This is a genomic window from Nocardioides silvaticus, from assembly GCF_003160695.1.
GTDB classification, from domain to species: Bacteria; Actinomycetota; Actinomycetes; order Propionibacteriales; family Nocardioidaceae; genus Nocardioides; species Nocardioides silvaticus.
Genome location: NZ_QGDD01000001.1, coordinates 26,397 through 47,610, shown reverse-complemented (window position 1 = coordinate 47,610; position 21,214 = coordinate 26,397). Strand labels below are relative to the sequence as shown.

At 71.5% G+C, this 21,214-nt stretch carries 19 protein-coding genes and 1 tRNA gene; 15 read left to right on the top strand and 5 right to left on the bottom strand.

Annotated features, from left to right (window positions below; translation table 11 throughout):
• The first annotated feature begins 14 nt into the window (after positions 1–14).
• A complete protein-coding gene (locus DJ010_RS00220) occupies positions 15–971 on the top strand; it encodes a 1-phosphofructokinase family hexose kinase (protein WP_109691634.1) in 957 nt (318 codons plus the stop codon).
• 28 nt (positions 972–999) lie between these two features.
• The gene (locus tag DJ010_RS00215; RefSeq protein WP_109691633.1) at positions 1,000–1,260 is read left to right on the top strand and encodes an HPr family phosphocarrier protein; all 261 of its coding nucleotides are present in this window, start codon (positions 1,000–1,002) and stop codon (positions 1,258–1,260) included.
• Between the two features lie 31 nt (positions 1,261–1,291).
• Here DJ010_RS00215 and DJ010_RS00210 read toward each other — a convergent pair whose 3' ends face one another.
• Genes DJ010_RS00210 through DJ010_RS00205 form a run of 3 tightly spaced genes read right to left on the bottom strand, consistent with a single transcriptional unit; the run spans position 1,292 to position 5,814 of the window.
• On the bottom strand, positions 1,292–1,864 hold the full coding sequence (locus DJ010_RS00210; protein WP_109691632.1) for a hypothetical protein: 573 nt from the start codon (positions 1,862–1,864) through the stop codon (positions 1,292–1,294).
• Between the two features lie 33 nt (positions 1,865–1,897).
• Positions 1,898–2,074 (bottom strand): DUF6104 family protein, encoded by a 177-nt coding sequence (locus tag DJ010_RS22215; protein WP_170124595.1) that lies wholly within the window; start codon positions 2,072–2,074, stop codon positions 1,898–1,900.
• The gene (locus DJ010_RS00205) at positions 2,074–5,814 is read right to left on the bottom strand and encodes a multifunctional oxoglutarate decarboxylase/oxoglutarate dehydrogenase thiamine pyrophosphate-binding subunit/dihydrolipoyllysine-residue succinyltransferase subunit (RefSeq protein ID WP_245927111.1); all 3,741 of its coding nucleotides are present in this window, start codon (positions 5,812–5,814) and stop codon (positions 2,074–2,076) included. Before DJ010_RS00205 ends, DJ010_RS22215 begins: the two co-directional genes overlap by 1 nt.
• 209 nt (positions 5,815–6,023) lie before the next feature.
• On the opposite strand from DJ010_RS00205, the gene DJ010_RS00200 reads away from it, so the two are divergent.
• Together DJ010_RS00200 and DJ010_RS00195 are read left to right on the top strand one after the other, a co-directional pair.
• Positions 6,024–6,611 (top strand): hypothetical protein, encoded by a 588-nt coding sequence (locus DJ010_RS00200; RefSeq protein WP_146207200.1) that lies wholly within the window; start codon positions 6,024–6,026, stop codon positions 6,609–6,611.
• Complete coding sequence (locus tag DJ010_RS00195) at positions 6,608–7,516, top strand: LCP family protein (protein ID WP_109691629.1); 909 nt, start codon at positions 6,608–6,610, stop codon at positions 7,514–7,516. Before DJ010_RS00200 ends, DJ010_RS00195 begins: the two co-directional genes overlap by 4 nt.
• Positions 7,517–7,528: 12 nt before the next feature.
• Here DJ010_RS00195 and DJ010_RS00190 read toward each other — a convergent pair whose 3' ends face one another.
• On the bottom strand, positions 7,529–8,422 hold the full coding sequence (locus tag DJ010_RS00190) for a hypothetical protein (protein WP_109691628.1): 894 nt from the start codon (positions 8,420–8,422) through the stop codon (positions 7,529–7,531).
• 296 nt (positions 8,423–8,718) lie between these two features.
• Here DJ010_RS00190 and DJ010_RS00185 point away from each other — a divergent pair, with 296 nt between their 5' ends.
• Positions 8,719–9,342 carry a C40 family peptidase gene (locus tag DJ010_RS00185; RefSeq protein WP_146207199.1) on the top strand — a complete coding sequence of 208 codons (624 nt, stop codon included), beginning with the start codon at positions 8,719–8,721 and terminating at the stop codon, positions 9,340–9,342.
• A 151-nt stretch (positions 9,343–9,493) separates the two neighbouring features.
• Here DJ010_RS00185 and DJ010_RS00180 read toward each other — a convergent pair.
• Positions 9,494–9,566: transfer RNA gene (locus tag DJ010_RS00180), tRNA-Arg, on the bottom strand.
• 95 nt (positions 9,567–9,661) lie between these two features.
• Here DJ010_RS00180 and argS point away from each other — a divergent pair.
• From argS to DJ010_RS00130, 10 genes are all read left to right on the top strand, one after another.
• Positions 9,662–11,317: an arginine--tRNA ligase gene (argS, locus tag DJ010_RS00175; protein ID WP_109691627.1), complete on the top strand. Its 1,656-nt coding sequence runs from the start codon at positions 9,662–9,664 to the stop codon at positions 11,315–11,317.
• A gap of 11 nt (positions 11,318–11,328) precedes the next feature.
• Positions 11,329–12,735 carry a diaminopimelate decarboxylase gene (lysA, locus tag DJ010_RS00170; protein ID WP_109691626.1) on the top strand — a complete coding sequence of 469 codons (1,407 nt, stop codon included), beginning with the start codon at positions 11,329–11,331 and terminating at the stop codon, positions 12,733–12,735.
• The gene (locus tag DJ010_RS00165; protein WP_211318586.1) at positions 12,732–14,075 is read left to right on the top strand and encodes a homoserine dehydrogenase; all 1,344 of its coding nucleotides are present in this window, start codon (positions 12,732–12,734) and stop codon (positions 14,073–14,075) included. Before lysA ends, DJ010_RS00165 begins: the two co-directional genes overlap by 4 nt.
• Positions 14,072–15,163, top strand: coding sequence for a threonine synthase (gene thrC, locus DJ010_RS00160; RefSeq protein ID WP_109691625.1), 1,092 nt, complete (start codon positions 14,072–14,074; stop codon positions 15,161–15,163). Before DJ010_RS00165 ends, thrC begins: the two co-directional genes overlap by 4 nt.
• A gap of 88 nt (positions 15,164–15,251) precedes the next feature.
• On the top strand, positions 15,252–16,157 hold the full coding sequence (gene thrB, locus DJ010_RS00155; RefSeq protein WP_211318585.1) for a homoserine kinase: 906 nt from the start codon (positions 15,252–15,254) through the stop codon (positions 16,155–16,157).
• Positions 16,158–16,429: 272 nt separating this feature from the next.
• On the top strand, positions 16,430–18,067 hold the full coding sequence (gene rho, locus DJ010_RS00150) for a transcription termination factor Rho (protein WP_109692433.1): 1,638 nt from the start codon (positions 16,430–16,432) through the stop codon (positions 18,065–18,067).
• A gap of 121 nt (positions 18,068–18,188) precedes the next feature.
• Complete coding sequence (gene rpmE / locus DJ010_RS00145; RefSeq protein ID WP_109691624.1) at positions 18,189–18,410, top strand: 50S ribosomal protein L31; 222 nt, start codon at positions 18,189–18,191, stop codon at positions 18,408–18,410.
• Between the two features lie 153 nt (positions 18,411–18,563).
• On the top strand, positions 18,564–19,643 hold the full coding sequence (gene prfA / locus DJ010_RS00140) for a peptide chain release factor 1 (protein ID WP_109691623.1): 1,080 nt from the start codon (positions 18,564–18,566) through the stop codon (positions 19,641–19,643).
• Positions 19,640–20,494, top strand: coding sequence for a peptide chain release factor N(5)-glutamine methyltransferase (prmC, locus tag DJ010_RS00135; RefSeq protein ID WP_109691622.1), 855 nt, complete (start codon positions 19,640–19,642; stop codon positions 20,492–20,494). The genes prfA and prmC overlap by 4 nt, the downstream gene beginning before the upstream one ends.
• Positions 20,495–20,507: 13 nt before the next feature.
• The gene (locus DJ010_RS00130) at positions 20,508–21,212 is read left to right on the top strand and encodes an L-threonylcarbamoyladenylate synthase (protein WP_245927110.1); all 705 of its coding nucleotides are present in this window, start codon (positions 20,508–20,510) and stop codon (positions 21,210–21,212) included.
• Positions 21,213–21,214: the final 2 nt, after the last annotated feature.

Below are 21,214 nucleotides of genomic sequence, written 5' to 3'. Positions count from 1 at the left end.
GCCATGGTGGTCGCGTGATCGTCACCGTCACCCCCAACCCCAGCATCGACCGCACGGTCGTGCTGCCGTCGACCCTGCGTCGTGGCGCGGTGCACCGCGCGGACGCCGTGCTGTTCCAGCCCGGCGGCAAGGGCGTCAACATCTCGCGGGCCTGCGTGGCCGCCGGTGTGCCGACGGCCGCGGTGCTGCCGGCCGACCCCGGCGCCGACGTGGTCGCCGAGCTCGAGCACACCGGCGTCGCCGTACGCCCCGTGCCGCCGGCGGGTCCGATGCGGATCAACCTGACGATCAACGAGCCCGACGGCACCACGACCAAGATCAACACCGCCGGAGCCACCGTCGGACCCGAGGAGCTGCGCCGGCTCACCGAGGTGGTCCTCGACACGGCGACGACCGCCCGTCCCGGCTGGGTGGTGCTCGCCGGCTCGCTGCCGCCCGGCGCGCCGGCCGACTGGTACTCCCGCGTCGTCGCAGAGCTGCGCACGGCCGGACACCGGGTCGCCGTCGACACCAGCGAGGAGCCGCTGGAGGCGCTGCTCCGGGCCGGGGGGACCGCGGCCCCCGACCTGGTGAAGCCCAACGCCGAGGAGCTGGCGTCGGTGACCGGGGGCGACCCCGAGGCCATCGAGGCGGACCCCGAGCGGGCCGCCGCCGCGGCCGCGACCCTGGTGGGCACCGCCGCAGGAGCGGTGCTGGCCACGCTGGGGGCGGCCGGCGCGGTGCTCGTCGACAGCACCGGTGCCTGGTACGCCGCCCCGCCGCCGATCACCGTCGTCAGCACCGTCGGCGCCGGTGACGCCAGCCTGTGCGGCTACCTGCTGGCCGACCTGCGTGGCGCCGGCCCGGGGGAGCGGCTCGCCTCGGCGGTGGCGTACGGCGCCGCGGCGACCGCTCTGCCCGGCACCACCACCCCCACCCCCGCCCACGTCCGCACCGCCGAGGTGCGGGTGCGCCCGCTCGTCACCGTCTGAAGCGCAACCCGAGAGAAACGAGGAACCCATGCCCACCAGGTCCGTCGTCGTCGGCTCCGCCGTCGGCCTCCACGCCCGCCCGGCCGCGATCATCTCCGAGGCCGCGGCCGAGCTCGGCTCCGAGGTGCTGATCGGCCTCCCGGACGGCGACCCCGTCGACGCCAGCTCGTCGCTGATGATCATGACCCTCGGTGCCGGGAACGGCGCGACGGTCGAGGTGTCCGGGGACGTCGAGGCGGACGTGGACAAGATCGCCGCGCTCGTCGAGCAGGACCTCGACGCCGACTGAGGAGAGCGGCCGACCGGGACGAGAGGGCTGGCTAGGCCGTCGGGCCGACGCCGCGCGCGGCCCGCTCGACCGCCGCGCCGACGTCGATGACCGTGACGTCGCGGAGGTAGGGCTTCGTGAGCTCCTTCGTGACGTACTTCGCGACGAACCGCTTCAGCTCGCCCTCGACGCCGGCCACCACCTGCATCAGCTGGGCGCGGAGTCCCTGCGCCTGCAGGCCCACCTTCACCTGCGTCGCCGTCGGCGGCGTGATGTCGATGACGATCGCGAGGTCCTCACGCGCGTGGGCCGCGATGACCAATGGCACCTCGATGTCCGCGTGGAAGCGGTGCTTGTCCATGCCGAGGTCGATGACGAGCTCCAGCGGGACCGGCAGGGTGACGTGGAAGGACACCGGCTCGTCGCCGATCCTCTGCCCGGTCGCCGTGCCGATCTGCCCGGTCGCGGTGACCTTGACCAGGCGCCCGGGGCCCACGCCCATCGGTCCGAAGTCGATCGGCCGCCCGGACAGGGCGTTGACCCCGCGCAGCACCCGCTCCTCGGTGACGGCGCGGTGGAAGAACTCCACGCCCCACGCTCGATAGTCGATCAGGTCGTCCGCCACGGCCCTCAACCTAGCGGCGCGAGCCCGGGGCGATCAGTCCTCCGGGTCGTCCAGCCGCGCCAGCCAGGTTGCGAACCGTTCCACGGCCGACTCGAATTCCGGGTGGACGTCGGTGAACTCCCGGAGACGCTCGGCGAGCCAGGCCAGGCTGACCTCCTCCTCACCCCGGCGCTGCTCGAGCTCCTCGATGCCGCGATCGGTGAAGTACATCAGCCCATCGCCGCGGCGACGAGGACCTTGGCCTCCTCGAGGTGCCGCTTGGCAGTGCCGACCGCGGTCGTCGACGACGCGGCACGGGTGATCGGCTCGATCTCCCGGCCGAGCTGCGGCACCACGTTGAGGTGGTACGACGGCCACGGGCCCTGGTTGAACGGCTCGTCCTGGACCCACCGCACCTTGGCGTCGGGGTACTTGTCGAGCTCGGCCTTGATCTCCTCGACCGGCCACGGGTAGAGCCGCTCCACGCGCACGATCGCGACGTCCTCGCGCTCCTGCTTCTTGCGCTCGACCACGAGGTCCCAGGTCAGCCGCCCCGAGACGAGCAGCACCGTGGAGACCTTGTCGGGGTCGACGGTGTCGTCGCCGATGACCGGGCGGAACGAGCCCGAGGTGAAGTCGGAGGGCTGCGAGGCGGCCTCCTTGCGCTTGAGCATCGACTTCGGCGTGAAGATCACCAGCGGCTTGTGCTCGCCGCCCAGCGAGTGCATCCGCAGCAGGTGGAAGTGCGACGCCGGCGTCGACGGCTGCGCGACCACCATCGCGTCGTCGGCGCACAGCGTCAGGAACCGCTCGATGCGCGCGGAGGAGTGGTCGGCGCCCTGGCCCTCGTAGCCGTGCGGCAGCAGCAGCACGACGCCGGAGTCCTGGCTCCACTTGGTCTTGCCGGCGGAGATGTACTCGTCGATCACGGTCTGCGCGCCGTTGACGAAGTCGCCGAACTGCGCCTCCCACAGCACCAGCGCCTCGGGCCGTGCGACCGAGTAGCCGTACTCGAACCCGAGCGCGGCGTACTCCGAGAGCAGCGAGTCGTAGATGTGGAACTTGGCCTGGTCCTCGGTGAGGTGGGCCAGCGGCGTCCACTCGTCGGCGTTGACGCGGTCGATGATGGTCGCGAACCGCTGCACGAACGTGCCGCGGCGGGAGTCCTGGCCGGCCAGCCGGACGGCGCGGCCGTCCATGAGGAGCGAGCCGAACGCGAGGATCTCGCCGGTGCCCCAGTCGATCGGGCCGTCGGTGATCGCTGCCGCGCGGCGCTGCAGCTGCGGCATCACCTTCGGGTGCACGGTGAAGCCGTCCGGCGGCGTGACGTAGGCGTCCGCGATCGCCTTCAGCGTCTCGAACGACACCGCGGTCTGGGCCTCGCCCTCCGGCTTGTCCGGGTAGTCGGGCACGGTCGTCCACGACGTCGGTGTCGCGTCGGCCTCGCGGACCTCCGTGAACACCCGTTCCAGCTGCGCCTGGTAGTCGCGGATGACCTGCTCGGCCTCCTCGATCGTGATGTCACCACGACCGATGAGCGACTCGGTGTAGAGCTTGCGCACCGAGCGCTTCTGCTCGATCAGGTCGTACATCAGCGGCTGGGTGTACGACGGGTCGTCGCCCTCGTTGTGCCCGCGCCGGCGGTAGCAGACCAGGTCGATGACCACGTCGCTGTGGAACGCCTGGCGGTACTCGAACGCCAGCCGGGCCACCCGGATGCAGGCCTCGGGGTCGTCTCCGTTGACGTGGAAGATCGGCGCCTGGACCATCCGCGCGACGTCGGTGCAGTAGAGCGAGGAGCGCGACGAGCCCGGCGAGGTGGTGAACCCGACCTGGTTGTTGATGACCAGGTGGATGGTGCCGCCGGTGCGGTAGCCCCGCAGCTGTGAGAGGTTGAGCGTCTCCGCGACCACGCCCTGGCCGGCGAACGCGGCGTCGCCGTGGAGGAGCAGCGGGAGGACCGGGAACGCCTCGCCCTGGTCGAGGACGTCCTGCTTGGCGCGGGCGATGCCCTCGAGCACCGGGTCGACGGTCTCGAGGTGGCTCGGGTTCGCGGCGACCGACACCTTGATCTTCTCGCCAGTGCCCGCCGAGAACTCGCCCTCGGCGCCGAGGTGGTACTTCACGTCGCCCGAACCCTGGACCGTGCGCGGGTCGATGTTGCCCTCGAACTCGCGGAAGATCTGGTTGTAGGACTTGCCGACGATGTTGGCGAGCACGTTGAGCCGGCCGCGGTGGGCCATGCCGATGCAGACCTCGTCGAGCCCGGCCTGCGCGGCCGCCTCGCAGATCTCGTCGACGACCGGGACCGTGGTCTCGCCGCCCTCGAGCGAGAACCGCTTCTGGCCGACGAACTTGGTCTGGAGGAACGTCTCGAACGCCTCGGCCTGGTTGAGCTTCTGCAGGATCCGCAGCTGCTCCTCGCGCGGCTCCTTGGTGTGCGGACGCTCGACCCGCTCCTGGATCCAGCGGCGCTGCTCGGGATCCATGATGTGCATGTACTCGATGCCGGTGGTGCGGCAGTAGGAGTCGCGGAGGATCCCGAGGATGTGCCGCAGCTTCATGAACCGCCGGCCGGAGCCGCCGAACTCGCCGGTCGGGAACTCGCGGTCGAGGTCCCACAGGGTCAGGCCGTGGGACTCGATGCGCAGGTCCGGGTGGCTGCGCTGCTTGTACTCCAACGGATCGGTGTCGGCCATCAGGTGGCCGCGCACGCGGTAGGCGTGGATCAGCTCGAGGATCCGGGCCTGCTTGTCGATCTCGTCGTCGTGCGACGTCGCGATGTCGGAGTTCCAGCGGATCGGCTCGTAGGGGATCCGGAGGGAGCGGAAGATGTCGTCGTAGAACCCGTTCTCGCCCAGCAGCAGCTGGTGGACGCGCTTGAGGAACTCGCCGGACTGGGCGCCCTGGATGACCCGGTGGTCGTAGGTCGACGTGATCGACATGACCTTGCCGATGCCGTTGCGGGACAGCGCGACCTCCGAGGCGCCCTGCCACTCGGCGGGGTACTCCATCGCGCCGACGCCGATGATCGCGGCCTGGCCGGCCATCAGCCGGGGGACCGAGTGCACGGTGCCGAGGCCGCCGACGTTGGTCAGGCTGACCGTCGTGCCGGAGTAGTCCTCCATCGTGAGCTTGTTGTCACGGGCCTTGCGGATCATGGTCTCGTAGGCCGTCCAGAACGCCGCGAAGTCCATGGTCTCGCAGGCCTTGATCGACGGCGCGACGAGCTGCCGGGTGCCGTCGGGCTTCTGCTGGTCGATCGCGAGGCCGAGGTTGATGTGGGCGGGGCTGACCTGGGTCGGCTTGCCGTCCTTCTCGGCGTAGGAGTTGTTCATCTCCGGCATCGCCTTGAGCGCCTGGACCAGCGCGTAGCCGATGATGTGGGTGAACGACACCTTGCCGCCGCGCGCCCGGGCGAGGTGGCTGTTGATGACGATGCGGTTGTCCCAGAGCAGCTTCACCGGCACCTGCCGCACCGAGGTGGCGGTGGGGACGGTGAGCGAGACCTCCATGTTCTTGGCGGTCGCGGCGGGGATGCCCTTCAGCACCGTGTAGGTCGGCTCGTCCTTGGCGGCGGCCGGCGTCGGACGCGGGGCGTCCTTGGGCGTCGGCTTGATGTCGGTCGACGGGGTCGGCGTGGTCTGGGAGGCCGGGCTCACCTGCGGCGCCGGCGTGGCGCGCGGGGTGTTCCGGGTCGCGGGCGCCTCGGCCTCGGTGTCCGTCTTGGTCTTGGTCTCGGTCTTGGTCTCGGCCTTGGCGGCGGGCGCGGGCTCGGCCTTCTTCTCGGCCTTCTCCCCGGCCTTCTCCCCGGCCTTCTCCCCGACCTTCTCCTCGGTCTTCGTCGCGGTCTTCGCAGGTGCCGCAGCGGTCGAGCGACCGTTGCCACCCGACCCGCCACCGGTGCCGCCGAAGTACGCCGCCCAGGCGGGGTCGACGCTCGAAGGATCGGCGTCGAACCGTTCCTTCATCTCTTCGACGAGCCACTCGTTGGCTCCGAAGTCGGGGGTGTTCGACTCGCTACTTGTCGATGGGCCTGTCGACTGCGACACGACGTGCTTCGCCTCTTCCGGTGAGCTGCTGGCGTAGGGTCTGTCCGACCTGGACCGAGACCGGAACCAAGGCTAGACCCACGGCGAAAAGTATGTGGCGTCAGTCCGTAGCAGAGGAGTCGCGAGTCGTGCGCCGAACGCCCCTGGGAGCGCTCGTGCTGGCGCTGACCCTGGTCGTGGGTCTGAGCAGCTGCACTGGTGACGACGACGACGGGTCGGGCGGCACCGGCCCGGAGACCGGTGGTTCGGACACGGCCTCCGGGATCGAGACCCGGGTCGAGGTCGGCGCCGTCGCCGGCAAGCTCCCCAAGGGTCCCGCCCGCGACGTCGCCGCCGACGTCGCCCGGGTGGTGGACGGCTGGCTGGACGCGGCGTACGTCGATGGCGACTACCCGCGCTCGGACTTCGGCGACGCGTTCCCCGGGTTCACGAAGGACGCCGCCGCCCTCGCCTCGAAGCAGGCCGGCCTGATGAGCAACAAGGCGGTCGGCGACCAGGTCGACAGCGTCACCGCCACCCGGCGGGTCGTGCGGGTCGACGTGCTCGCGCCGAAGGGGAAGGCCGCGGCAGCGACCGCCCACGTGAACCTCGTCATCGAGCTCACCGGCGACCAGGAGCGCACCGACCAGGTCCGCGGCCGGGTGCTGCTGACCAGGACGAAGGGTGACTGGAAGGTGTTCGGCTTCGACGTCGAGCGTGGCGAGGTGCGCGGATGAGCGCGGTGGTGAAGCGGCTCCTGCGCACGACCGTGCTGACGGTCGTGCTGGCCGTCGTGGCGGTCGTGATCCCCAACGGCGGCGTCGCGCCGACGTACGTCACGCTCGTGAAGTTCGAGCACGCCGCCGGGGTGGACACCGACCCGGACGTGATCTGGATCCTGGCGGTCGGCTCCGACGCGCGGCGCGGGCAGGACCCGCTGCGCAGCCGCGGCGACACCCTCCAGCTGGTCGGCATGGACACCCGCACCGGCGCGGCGACGGCCATCGGCATCCCGCGCGACAGCTGGGTGTCGATCCCCGGGCACGGTTCCAACCGGATCAATGCCGCGTTGTACTTCGGTGGCCCGCAGCTGATGGGTGAGGCCGTCGCAGGCTTGATCGGGATCGAGCCCGACTACGTCATGGTCACCACGTTCTGGGGCGTCGAGCAGATCGCCAAGGACGTCGGCCCGATCACGGTCGACAACCCGGTGGCCTTCACCGACCCCTACCTCAAGCCGAAGGGCTTCAAGTCCGGCAAGATCAGCCTCAGCGGCTACAACGTCGTCTCGTTCGCCCGGATCCGCAAGAACCTCGCCGGCGGCGACTTCGACCGGTCGGCGAACCAGCAGCGGGTGCTGAAGGGCTTTCAGGCCAAGGCGGCGGCGAACGCCGACGAGCCGGGCTGGATCGAGAACGGCGTGCTGTCGGTGATGGACAACGTCGACACGAACCTCGACCCGGCCGAGCTGTTCACCATCGCCCAGGCGGTCGCCCAGGTCGACCCGGGGAAGATCAGCACCTGCGTGGTGCCCGGCGGCATCGGCAACGTCGGCGGCGCCAGCGTCGTCATCCCGAGCACGTCGACCGCCCAGCGGTACGGCGACGACGCCCGAGCGGACGCCACGATCAAGCGCTGCTGATCGGAGCAGGCGCTACTCGGAGGCCCGCGCTTCCTCGAGCACGTCGTTGAGCTCGTCGAGCGCGGCACCCGAGGGGGCGCCCTCAACGCCCTCCCAGTCGGGCTGCGGCAGGACCTGCTCGGTGGCTTCGCCGTTGCGGACCGCCTCGATGGCGTCGACGATCTCGTCGATGTTGTTCGGGATGGCGAGGCCGCACTGGCCGAGCTCCGACTCGAGCTTGAGCGTGAACCGGTTGGTGCCGTCCGCAACGGCGTCGGCCGTGGTGCCGGACTTGATGTCGGAGCTCCGCGACAGGTCGGAGACCCCGTCGCACGGGTGCGAGGCCGCGCCGCCCTTGACCCAGTAGACCTTGTCCTCACCGAGCAGCTGGATGACGGCCTGCTGGTCGGCGGTGTACTCCTCCTGCGACGGCGGGTCGTAGTTGACGCCGAGGGCGACCGCGATGAGTGCGAGGACGATCCCGACGCCGCCGGCCCAGCCCTTCTGCTGCTTGCTCATGTTCCTGTTGAGGAAGATGAACACGATGATCGGCACGAACGCGATCAGCGGCACGATCGCGCCGAGCTGGCTCTTGAGGAAGAACGTGACCTTGTTCTTCTCCGACGGCGGGTCCAGCGCCTGCGCCCGCTTCCACAGGAAGGACCCCGCGACGGTCAGGATCGACATCGCCACGAGCAGCGCGATGATCACCCAGAACGCCCAGTCCGGGAACGACTGCTCGGCCGTCACCGTCCCGTCGTCCGCGACCGACGTGCTGTCCTCGAGGATGCCCTCGTTGAGGAGGATGCCGAAGATCCCGTAGGCCTCCAGCCCGATCGCCACCAGCCACAGCCCGCCTGCGATGAGACGGAACATGCTCGCCTTGCTGTTCGCCTCCGCCGTCGGCTGCCAGGTCTTGCTGGACATCGATCCTCCCGAGTGTCGGGCCGCACCGCCGTCGGCGTGGCGACAGGAGGCTATTGGCATCCCCGCGCAGCGTGCCAGTGTCCGGCGTCACGGACGGGATGTGGCGCGGGCCACGGCAGCACCCGCTTGCTCCAGCTAGCGTCGACGGCTGGTCGTGACTGCACGACCCTGTCCTCGGCAGCCATGACCCGAGGCCGCCCGTGTCGCGCCGAAGCCCGTCACGCACGGGGAGACGTCGATCTCGATGTTGATGACGGGCGCAGTTCTCGCAGGCGTCGCCATGAAGGACCTCTTCGATGCACACCAGGACCGTGCGCGCCGTCGCGCGCCGTACCGCCCTGGCCGCGACCGCCGCGGCCCTCGCCACGACCACCCTCGTCGACGGCACCCCGTCGACCGCCACGCCGGTCCTCGCCGCCTTCCACGGCGAGGCCCCGCAGCTGAGCGACACCTTCGCCGCCCACCCGAAGCGGGTGGAGCGCACGGCCGAGCTGCGCGAGAGGCGCAAGGCCCGGGAGCGCGCCGAGCGCCGCAAGGAGCGCCGTGAGGAGCAGCAGGCCGCCGAGGAGGCGGCCACCCGCGGCGAGCGGGTCGTCGCCCTCGCGAGCCAGGAGGCCGGCGACCCCTACGTCTACGGCGCCGCCGGCCCGAGCTCGTTCGACTGCTCGGGCTTCACCCAGTACGTCTACGCCCAGGTCGGCGTATCGCTGCCGCACTCCTCCTCGGCGCAGGCCGGCGTGGCCCAGGAGGTCTCGGACCCGCAGGTCGGCGACCTGGTCTTCTTCACCGGCTCCGGTGGCGTCTACCACGTCGCCATCTACGCCGGCGACGGGATGCTGTGGCACTCGCCCAACAGCGGGTCGGTCGTAAGCCTCGAGCCGATCTGGACCAGCAGCGTGTTCTACGGCCGGGTGCTGTAAGCCGCCAGTGGACCTTGGTCGACGACCACCTCGACTGCGCGGCCGGCAGCGCGGCGGGAGACGTCGTCGCCGGTATCTCGGCCGTGAGCCGACGACGGTCGGTCAAGACTCGGCGGCGGCGTCGGAGACGCGCTCGGCCAATCCGACCGTGCGCCTCCGGCAGGATTCGAACCTGCGGCACCTGGTACCGGAAACCAGTGCTCTATCCCCTGAGCTACGGAGGCATCGCGCCGTACCTCGGGGAGGAGTGGCGCGGTTCGGAACCTTACCGGTCGATATCCGTGCGAGAGAAACCGGAGGCCGCCGATACCCTTGGGCGGTGACCCCAGAGCAGCTCTCCACCACCATCGTCGACGGTCTGTCGACGCTCGTCGCCGAGGGTGCGATCACCCTGGCCGACGGCGTCCCCGCTGAGGTGACGGTGGAGCGCCCGCGACAGAAGGGACATGGCGACTACGCGACCAACGTCGCGCTGCAGCTGGCGAAGAAGGCGGGGATGAACCCGCGGGCGTTCGGCGAGCTGCTCGCCGGGCAGCTGCTCGAGGCCGACGGCATCGGCGCGGTCGACATCGCCGGTCCGGGTTTCCTCAACATCACCGTCGAGGCCGGGGCGCAGGGGCAGGTGGCGGCCGAGATCGTGGCGGCGGGCGCGTCGTACGGCTCCTCGGACGCGTTCGCCGGGGAGAAGATCAACCTGGAGTTCGTCTCCGCCAACCCGACCGGACCGCTCCACATCGGCGGTGTCCGCTGGGCGGCGGTCGGCGACGCGCTCGGCCGGGTCTTCACGATGACCGGTGCTGACGTCACCCGCGAGTACTACTTCAACGACCACGGCGCCCAGATCGACCGGTTCGCGCGGTCGCTGCTGGCCAGCGCGAAGGGCGAGTCGGCGCCCGAGGACGGCTACGGCGGGCAGTACATCCACGACATCGCCGCCGCGGTGGTCGCCGAGCGTCCGGATGCCGCGACGCTGCCCGACGAGGACGCGCAGGAGGTCTTCCGCGCGCTCGGCGTCGAGATGATGTTCGACGAGATCAAGAAGTCGCTGCACGAGTTCGGCGTCGACTTCGACGTCTACTTCCACGAGGACGAGCTGCACAAGAGTGGTGCCGTCGACCGGGCGGTCGCCCGGCTGCGGGAGCTGGGCACGATCTACGAGAAGGACGGCGCCGTCTGGCTCGCCACCGAGCAGTACGGCGACGACCAGGACCGGGTCGTCATCAAGTCCGACGGCAAGGGTGCCTACCTGTCGGGGGACCTCGCCTACTACCTCGACAAGCGCGAGCGCGGCTTCGACCGCTGCTTCATCATGCTCGGCGCCGACCACCACGGTTACGTGGGCCGGATGATGGCGATGTGCGCGGCGTTCGGCGACCAGCCGCACGTGAACCTCGAGATCCTCATCGGCCAGCTGGTGAACCTGCTCAAGGACGGCGAGCCGCTGCGGATGTCGAAGCGGGCCGGCACCGTCGTGACGATCGAGGACCTGGTCGACGCGATCGGCGTCGACGCCGCCCGCTACGCACTGGCCCGCTACCACACCGACAGCCCCATCGACATCGACCTCGACCTGTGGGCCCGGCAGACCAACGACAACCCGGTCTTCACCGTGCAGTACGCCCACGCCCGGATCGCCAGCCTGCTGCGCAACGCGGCCGACCTCGGCGTCGAGGCGGCGTCGCACCCCGACCTGCTCACCCACGAGAAGGAGGGCGAGCTGCTCCGCGTGCTCGCCGAGTTGCCGCGCGTGGTCAAGGCCGCCGCTGAGCTGCGCGAGCCGCACCGGGTGGCGCGCTACCTCGAGGAGCTGGCGCCGACGTACCACCGGTTCTACGACAGCTGCCGGGTGCTCCCACGCGGCGACGAGGAGACCAGCGACCTCCACCGGGCCCGACTCATGCTGGTCGAGGCGACCCGGGTGGTGCTGGCCAACGGCCTGGGGCTGCTGGGCGTCAGCGCCCCGGAGCGGATGTAGGTAGATCCGCTGTGACCCACGAAGCCGGCTGGGCCCACGCGCCCGGCGCCCTCCGCGGACCTGCGTGGCTGCAGGCACCCCGCGACGTCAACGCCCTGGTGCCGCAGCTGTGGTCCTCCACCGCGCACAAGACCGACGACGGCGACCTGGTCGTCGGGGGAGTGCCGGTCGCTGACCTGGTCGCCGAGCACAACACCCCGGCCTACGTGCTCGACGAGGAGGACTTCCGCGCCCGGGCCCGCGCCTTCCGCGACGCGTTCGGCGGCTGGGACGTCTACTACGCCGGGAAGGCCTTCCTCTGCACCGCGGTCGCCCGTTGGATCGCGGAGGAGGGGCTGTGCCTCGACGTCTGCTCGGCGGGCGAGCTCGAGGTCGCGCTCCGGGCGGGCTTCGACCCGGCCCGCATCGGCTACCACGGCAACAACAAGTCGGTGGCCGAGCTGCGCCGCGCGGTGGCCGAGGGCGTCGGGCGGATCATCGTCGACTCGGTCCAGGAGATCGAGCGGCTGGAGATGATCACGGCGGACCTCCCGGCAGGCTCGACCGCCAAGGCTCGGGTCATGGTCCGGGTGACCGCCGGCGTCGAGGCCCACACCCACGAGTACATCGCCACCGCCCACGAGGACCAGAAGTTCGGGTTCTCGATCACGTCGGGAGACGCCTTCGAGGCAGTACGACGACTCGAGGCCGCTCCGGGCATCGAACTGCTGGGCCTGCACTCCCACATCGGCAGCCAGATCTTCGACTCCTCGGGCTTCGAGGTCGCCGCGCGCCGGGTGCTCGCGCTGCACGCCCGGGTCTCCGAGGAGCTCGGTGTCACGATGCGCGAGCTCGACCTGGGCGGTGGTTTCGGCATCGCCTACACGACCCAGGACGACCCGTCGGACCCGGCGCAGCTCGCGACCGAGATGGGCAAGATCGTGGAGCACGAGTGCCGTGCCCTCGGCCTCGAGGAGCCGCGCCTCTCGATCGAGCCCGGCCGCGCGATCGTCGGCCCGGCGGTGTGCACCGTCTACACCGTCGGCACCGTGAAGCCGGTGACGCTGGACGCAGGCGCGGTGCGCACCTACGTCAGCGTCGACGGCGGGATGAGCGACAACATCCGCACCGCGCTCTACGACGCCGACTACTCGTGCACGCTCGCCGGTCGCGCGTCCGGGGCCGCCCCGGTGCTCGCGCGGGTCGTCGGTATGCACTGCGAGGCGGGCGACATCGTGGTGCGCGACGAGTTCCTCCCCGGTGATGTCGCGCCCGGCGACCTGCTGGCGGTCCCCGGCACCGGTGCGTACTGCCGGTCGATGGCCTCGAACTACAACCACGCGCTGCGACCTCCGGTGATCGCGGTGCGGGACGGCGCCGCTCGTGTCATCGTGCGGCGGGAGACTGTGGACGATCTTCTTGCTACGGATGTCGGGTGAGTGTGGTGACGGTGGAGGGACAGAAGCCCCTCAAGGTGGCGGTGCTGGGGTGTGGCGTCGTCGGCTCGCAGGTGGTGCGGCTGCTCGACGAACAGGCCGGTGACATCGCCGCGCGGGTGGGCGCTCCGGTCGAGATCGCCGGCGTCGCCGTACGTCGTCTCGACGCGCCGCGCGACGTCGACGTCCCGTCGGACCTGCTGACCACGGACGCCCTCGGGCTGGTGAGCCGCGACGACGTGGACCTGGTCGTCGAGGTGATCGGCGGCATCGAGCCGGCCCGGTCGCTGATCCTCGCCGCGCTCGAGAACGGCGCCTCGGTCGTCACCGCCAACAAGGCATTGCTGGCCGAGGACGGGCCGACCCTCTACGAGGCGGCCGAGAAGGCCGGGCGCGACCTCTACTTCGAGGCCGCCGTCGCCGGCGCCATCCCGATCCTGCGGCCGCTGCGCGAGTCGCTCGCCGGGGACAAGGTCACCCGGGTGCTCGGCATCGTCAACGGCACGACCAACTACATCCTCGACAAGATGGACACCCAGGGTGCCGGCTTCGAGGAGGCGCTCGAGGAGGCGCAGGCGCTCGGCTACGCCGAGGCCGACCCGACCGCCGACGTCGAGGGTTTCGACGCCGCGGCCAAGGCGGCGATCCTGGCCAGCCTCGCGTTCCACTCCCGCGTGACGGCCGCCGACGTCCACCGCGAGGGCATCAGCGACGTGACCTCCGGCGACGTGCGCTCGGCCACCGACATGGGCAGCGTCGTGAAGCTGCTCGCCATCGCGGAGCTGGTCTCGACAGGCTCGACCACCGGGGGCGGTCCGGCGGAGCCGGGCGTCAGCGTGCGGGTGCACCCCGCGATGATCCCCAGGACCCATCCGCTGGCCAGCGTGCGCGAGGCCTTCAACGCGGTGTTCGTGGAGTCCGAGGCCGCCGGCCAGCTGATGTTCTACGGCCCCGGCGCCGGAGGCGCCCCGACTGCGAGCGCCGTGCTCGGCGACCTGGTGACGGTGGCGCGCAACCACCGGCAGGGGACGCGCGGCGTCGGCGAGTCGGCGTACGCCGACCGCGCGGTGCTGCCGATGGGGGAGACCCGCACCCGCTACCACGTCGCGATCGACGTCGACGACCGCGCCGGCGTGCTTGCCGCGGTGGCGACCGCGTTCGCGACCCACGGCGTCTCCATCCAGACCGTCCGGCAGGAGGGCCGGGGCGACGACGCCCAGCTCGTCGTCGTGTCGCACGAGGCGACAGACGCGCAGCTGTCGGCGACGGTCGCGGAGCTGCGGGACATGGACATCGTCCACGACGTCACCTCGGTGATGCGCGTGGAAGGGACCGACGAATGAGCGAGACCGCCGTCCGGACGCGCCAGTGGCGCGGCGTGATCGAGGAGTACCGCGACCTCCTCGACATCCCGGCCGACACCCCCGCGGTCACCCTGCGTGAGGGCGGGACGCCGCTGGTGCACTCCGAGTGGCTCTCCGAGCTCACCGGCGCCGAGGTGCACCTCAAGGTCGAGGGCGACAACCCGACCGGGTCGTTCAAGGACCGCGGCATGACCGCGGCGATCTCCGTCGCCAAGCACGAGGGCGCGCAGGCCGTGGTCTGCGCCTCGACGGGCAACACCTCGGCGTCGATGGCGGCCTACGCGGCCAAGGCGGGGCTGACCCCGATCGTGCTCGTGCCCGAGGGCAAGATCGCCGCCGGCAAGATGGCGCAGGCGATCCTGCACGGCGCCCAGGTGATCATGGTGAAGGGCAACTTCGACGACTGCCTCCGGCTGGCGAAGGAGCTCGCGGCGTCGTATCCCGTCGCGCTGGTGAACTCGGTCAACCCGGTGCGCCTCGAGGGCCAGAAGACCGCCGCGTTCGAGATCGCCGACTTCCTCGGCGACGCCCCCGAGTTCCACCTGCTCCCCGTCGGGAACGCCGGCAACATCTCGGCGTACTGGCTCGGCTACCGGCAGTACGCCGACCTCGGGCGGATCACGCGCAAGCCGGTGATGCGCGGCTTCCAGGCCGCCGGCGCCAGCCCGCTCGTCACGGGGGAGCCGTTCCCGGAGCCCGAGACCCGCGCCACCGCCATCCGGATCGGAAACCCCGCGTCGTGGCACCTTGCCGAGGACGCGGCCGCCGAGTCGGGAGGCCGGTTCGCGTCGGTCACCGACGAGCGGATCCTCTCGGCCCAGCAGGACCTGGCCCGCAAGGACGGCCTGTTCGTCGAGCCGGCCAGCGCGGCCGGGGTGGCCGGACTGCTGCAGGAGCTCGAGCAGGGCGAGACCTACGCCGGTGCGACGCTCGTCATCACCGTGACCGGTCACGGCCTCAAGGACACCGCGACCGCCCTGGAGGGCTTCACCGAGGCGGGCGGCACGATCGTCGACGACGTCGTCGCACCCGAGGTCACCGAGGTCGCCGAGGCTGCCGGCCTGTGAGTGAGCTGCGCGGCCGGATCGGGCCGGTGAGCCGACGACGGTCTGCCAACCGAAGGCTCGCGCGCGAGCGAACGAAACTGGTCGGCCTGTGACCGGCGGCTCCCGGTTCGCGGTCGGGCCGGTGCGGGTGTCGGTGCCCGCCACGTCCGCCAACCTCGGTCCCGGCTTCGACGCGCTCGGCCTGGCCCTCGACCTGCGGGACCGGCTCGAGGCCGAGGTCCTCGACGAGGGCCTCGTCGTCGAGGTCGACGGAGTCGGCAGCGACGACGTGCCGCGCGACGAGCGCCACCTGGTCGTGCGGGCGATGCGCGCCGCCTTCGAGGAGCTCGGCGTGCAACCGCCGGGCCTTCGGCTCGGCTGCGTCAACGTGATCCCGCACGCGCGCGGCCTCGGGTCGTCCTCGGCCGCGATCGTCGCCGGCGTGTGGCTGGCCCGGGAGCTGGTCGCCGGCGGCCGGCTCCTGCTCGGCGACGAGGGCCTGCTCGACCTCGCGGCCCGCATCGAGGGACATCCCGACAACGTCGCTCCGGCGCTGATGGGCGGGTTCGTGATCGCCGGCCAGGACGCCGACGGGACGTTCTACGCCGTACCTTCCGAGGTCGACCCTCGGATCGGCGCCGTCGTCTTCGTGCCGCCCGAGCCGGTGTCCACCGAGCTCGCCCGCGGCCTGCTGCCGGAGGAGGTGCCGCACGCTGACGCTGCGCTCAACGCCGGCCGTGCGGCGCTGCTGGTCGCGGCGCTCGGCGGCCGCCCCGAGCAGCTGCTGCGGGCGACGGCCGACCGGCTGCACCAGGACTACCGCCGCTCGGCGATGCCGGCCAGCCTCGACCTGGTCGACGCGCTGCGGGCCGACGGGGTGCCGGCCATCGTGTCCGGCGCCGGCCCGACCGTGCTCGCCTTCACCGACACCACCGACGGGCTGCTGGCCCGGTGCCCCGAGGGGTGGGCCGCCCATCAGCTCGAGGTCGACTCGCGCGGCGCCGTTTCCTGGTGAATGCCCCCGTAGGTCACCGCGGTGCTATCCTGGCTGTGCGCCAACTCACCGATCCATCGGTTTCCGGCGCCGCGCGTTGATCGCGCGCCTCTCCTTCCTCGCGACAGTCGGCTCCACGCGAGAGCACGGGGCACACGTGCGGGGAAGATCTGACCAATGCCCTCTGCTCCTGGGAGCGGATCGGCCGTATTACGTGGGAAGGACCTCACGTGACCGACACTCTCGAGAGCCCCCCGGCCGCGCCCAAGAAGCGCGGAGGTGGACTCAACACCATGCTGCTCGCCGACCTGAAGGCGATGGCGGGCGGGATGGGCATCGCCGGCGCCGGCAGCATGAAGAAGGCGGACCTGGTGGCGGCGATCAAGGCCGCCCAGTCCCAGCCGAAGAGCGCACCTTCCGGCGACCAGGCCCCGGCCGAGAAGCGCGCCGACGGCCCCCAGGGCGAGGACCAGCCCAAGGGTGGGTCGAAGGGCGACCAGGCCAAGTCCGGCGACCAGCCGAAGAGCCAGGACAAGCAGGACAAGCAGGTCAAGCAGGACGGCCAGCAGAAGCAGGGCCAGCAGGACAAGCAGCAGGGCCAGGAGAAGCAGCAGGACCGGCAGCAGGGCCAGGACCGGCAGCAGCAGGACCGGCAGGGCCAGGAGAGGCAGGACCAGGCCGACGACGGTGAGGGCGGCAGTCGCCGCAACCGGCGTCGTCGCGGCCGTGACCGCAACCGCCCCGCCACCGGTGGTGGCCGTAACGAGCCGGACACCACGATCCTCGAGGACGACGTCCTGGTGCCGGCCGCCGGCATCCTGGACGTGCTCGACAACTACGCCTTCGTCCGGACCAGCGGCTACCTCGCGGGCCCCGACGACGTCTACCTCTCGCTGTCGATGGTGCGGAAGTACGGCCTGCGCCGTGGCGACGCGATCGTCGGCCAGGTGCGCCAGCCCCGCGAGGGCGAGCGCCGTGAGAAGTTCAACCCGATGGTGCGGATCGACAACGTCAACGGCGTCGACCCGGAGCAGGCGCGGCACCGCGTCGACTTCGCCAAGCTGACCCCGCTCTACCCGAGCGAGCGGCTGCGCCTGGAGACCGAGCCGACGAACATGATCGGCCGGGTCATCGACATCGCCAGCCCGATCGGCAAGGGCCAGCGCGGCCTCATCGTCTCGCCCGCCAAGGCCGGCAAGACGATGATCCTGCAGTCGATCGCCAACTCGATCACCGCCAACAACCCGGAGTGCCACCTGATGGTCGTCCTGGTCGACGAGCGGCCCGAGGAGGTCACCGACTTCGAGCGCTCGGTCAAGGGCGAGGTCATCGCCTCGACCTTCGACCGCCCGGCCAGCGACCACACCACCGTCGCCGAGCTCGCCATCGAGCGGGCGAAGCGGCTGGTGGAGCTCGGCCACGACGTGGTCGTGCTGCTCGACGGCATCACCCGTCTGGGCCGCGCCTACAACCTGGCGGCGCCGGCCAGCGGCCGGATCCTGTCCGGCGGCGTCGACTCCGCGGCACTCTACCCGCCGAAGAAGTTCTTCGGCGCGGCCCGCAACATCGAGAACGGCGGCTCGCTGACGATCCTGGCGACCGCGCTGATCGACAGCGGCTCGAAGATGGACGAGGTGATCTTCGAGGAGTTCAAGGGCACCGGGAACATGGAGATCCGGCTCCGGCGCGACTTCGCCGACAAGCGGATCTTCCCGGCGATCGACGTCATCCAGTCCGGTACCCGCCGGGAGGAGCTGCTCCTCAGCAAGGAGGAGATGGCGATCATCTGGAAGCTGCGCCGGGTGCTCTCCGCGCTCGACAGCCAGCAGGCGCTCGAGGTGCTCCTGGAGAAGCTGAAGAAGGCGCCGACCAACATCGACTTCCTGATGCAGGTCCAGAAGACCACGCCGGCGCCCGAGCACGGCGAGTAGCCCGGGCGGCACGGCCGCTGCGGAATAGGCGGAGCGGCAAAAGCGCTCTTACACTGATCCGTCGGCTCCGGTTCACGCCGTACATCGGTACGGCGACCCGGCGCACCTGAGAGAGGACACCATGAAGAAGGACATCCACCCCGACTACGTCGTGACCCAGGTGACCTGCACCTGTGGCAACAGCTTCACGACGCGCAGCACCGCGACCTCCGGCACGATCCACGCCGACGTCTGCTCGCAGTGCCACCCGTTCTACACCGGCAAGCAGAAGATCCTCGACACCGGCGGCCGCGTCGCTCGCTTCGAGGCCCGCTACGCCAAGAAGCAGGACGCCAAGAAGTAGCTTGCTCCGAGCGCCGGTCGCCCCATCCTCGCGGTGGGCGACCGGCGTTCGTCATTTGGTCTCGACAAGCTCGACCAACCAGGGTCAGCTCGACCAACCAGGGTCAGCTCGACCAACCAGGGTCAGCTCGACCGACAAGCGTCAGGAGGACCGGTGTTCGAAGCCGTTGAGGGCATGCTCGCCGAGCACGCCGAGCTCGAGGGCCGGCTCGGCCTGCCCGAGACGCACGCCGATGCCCGGCTCGCGCGCACGCTCAATCGCCGGTATGCCGAGCTCGGGGCGATCATCGCGGTCTGGCGGGAGTGGCAGCAGCACGGCGAGGACGCCGGCGCGGCCGAGGAGCTGGCCGCCGACGACCCCGCCTTCGCCGAGGAGGTCACCGCGTTGCGCGCCCAGCAGGAGGACGCCGCCGAGCGCCTCCGCAAGCTGCTCGTGCCGCGCGCCCCCGCGGACGACAAGGACGCGATCCTCGAGGTGAAGTCGGGGGAGGGTGGCGAGGAGAGCGCCCTGTTCGCCGGCGACCTGCTGCGGATGTACACCCGCTACGCCGAGCGCCGGGGGTGGAAGACCGAGGTCCTCGACGCTGCCGAGTCCGACCTCGGCGGATTCAAGTCGGTGACCGTCGCGATCAAGGGTGGCAGCGCGAGCAGCGAGGGGCCGGGGCAGGCGCCGTACGGCCTCCTCAAGTTCGAGGGCGGCGTGCACCGGGTGCAGCGGGTGCCGGTCACCGAGTCGCAGGGCCGGATCCACACCAGCGCCGCCGGCGTTCTCGTCGTGCCGGAGGCCGAGGCCGTCGACGTGGAGATCCACGACAACGACCTGCGCATCGACGTCTTCCGCAGCAGCGGGCCCGGCGGGCAGAGCGTCAACACCACCGACTCCGCGGTCCGGATCACCCACCTGCCGACCGGCATCGTCGTCAGCTGCCAGAACGAGAAGAGCCAGCTGCAGAACAAGGAGCAGGCGCTCCGGATCCTGCGCGCCCGGCTGCTGGCCGCCGCCCAGGAGGCCGCCGACGCCGAGGCCAGCGAGGCCCGCCGGAGCCAGGTCCGCACCGTCGACCGCTCCGAGCGGATCCGCACCTACAACTTCCCCGAGAACCGGATCTCCGACCACCGCACCGGCTACAAGGCCTACAACCTCGACCAGGTGCTCGACGGCGACCTCCAGCCGGTGCTCGACTCGTGCGTCGAGGCCGACCTCGCGGCCCGGCTGGCCGCGCTCGAGGAGTGAGCAGCGACGCCCGGGCGCTGGTCCGGGAGGCCGCCGAGCGGCTGCGGGCCGCCGGCGTCGCCAGCCCCGACCACGACGCGGCCGAGCTGCTGGCCCACGTGCTCGGCACCACCCGCTCGGGGCTGGCGCTGGTCACCGAGCTGCCCGCCGCGGCGCTGACGTCGTACGACGCGCTCGTGGCCCGTCGCGCAGCCCGCGAGCCGCTCCAGCACCTCACCGGCGTCGCCTGGTTCCGCCACGTCGAGCTCGCCGTCGGGCCGGGAGTCTTCGTGCCCCGCCCCGAGACCGAGCTGCTCGCCGGCTGGGCCATCGACCAGCGACCGGGCGTGGTCGTCGACCTCTGCACGGGCTCGGGGGCCATCGCGAAGGCGATCGCCGACGAGGTGCCGGACGCCGAGGTGCACGCCGTGGAGCTCGATCCGGCGGCGCACGCCTGGGCCGAGCGCAACCTCGTGGGCACCGGGGTGGACCTGCGCCAGGGCGATCTCCGGACCGCGTTCGACGACCTGCTCGGCACCGTGGACGTCGTCGTCTGCAACCCGCCCTACGTCCCGCTCGAGGCGTGGGAGTCGGTGGCCGTGGAGGCGCGCGACCACGACCCCCACCTCGCCCTGTTCTCGGGCGACGACGGGCTGGACGCCATCCGCGCGCTCGCGGTGCGCGCGGCGGAGCTGCTCCGTCCGGGCGGGGTCGTCGGCGTCGAGCACGCGGACGCCCAGGGCTCCTCGGCGCCCGCAGTCTTCGCGGCGCAGGGCTCCTGGGAGGAGGTCCGCGACCACCGCGACCTCAACGACCGGCCGCGGTTCGTGACGGCACGACGGGCGCTCGGGGCGGGCGCCACGGGGGAGTGACAGGATGGGCGCCGTGAACGAGTCCGGATCGGCACAGGTCTTCGAGGTGGACGGCTCGGGTTCCGAGGACGAGCGGGCGGCCGCCATCGACGCCGCCGCGCTCGCGATCCAGCGCGGACAGCTGGTCGTGCTGCCCACCGACACCGTCTACGGGCTCGCGGCCGACGCGTTCGACCCGGGCGCGGTGTCCCGGCTGCTCGAGGCGAAGGGCCGGGGCCGCGAGATGCCCCCGCCGGTCCTGGTGAGCACCGCGACCACGCTCGACGCGCTGGCGTCGAAGGTGCCGGACTACGCGCGGGCGCTGACCGGTGCGTTCTGGCCCGGACCGCTCACCGTCGTGTGCCACGAGCAGCCCTCGCTGCGCTGGGACCTGGGGGAGACCCGCGGCACCGTGGCCGTCCGGATGCCCGACCACGCCCTGGCCCGCGACATCCTCGACCGCACCGGCCCGCTGGCGGTCAGCTCGGCCAACCTCACCGGGGAGCCGGCCGCCACCACGGGCGCGGAGGCGGTGAGCATGCTCGGCGACCGGGTGTCGGTGATCGTCGACGGCGGCCCGACCCCGGGCGCGGTGCCGTCCACGATCGTCGACGTCACCGGCGACCGGCCGCGGGTGCTGCGCCTCGGCGCCATCAGTGTCGCCGAGCTCGACGAGGCGCTCGCCGAGGAGGGCGTGACCGTGGCGCCCGACGACGAGCCGGAAGAGACCACCCCCTAGCC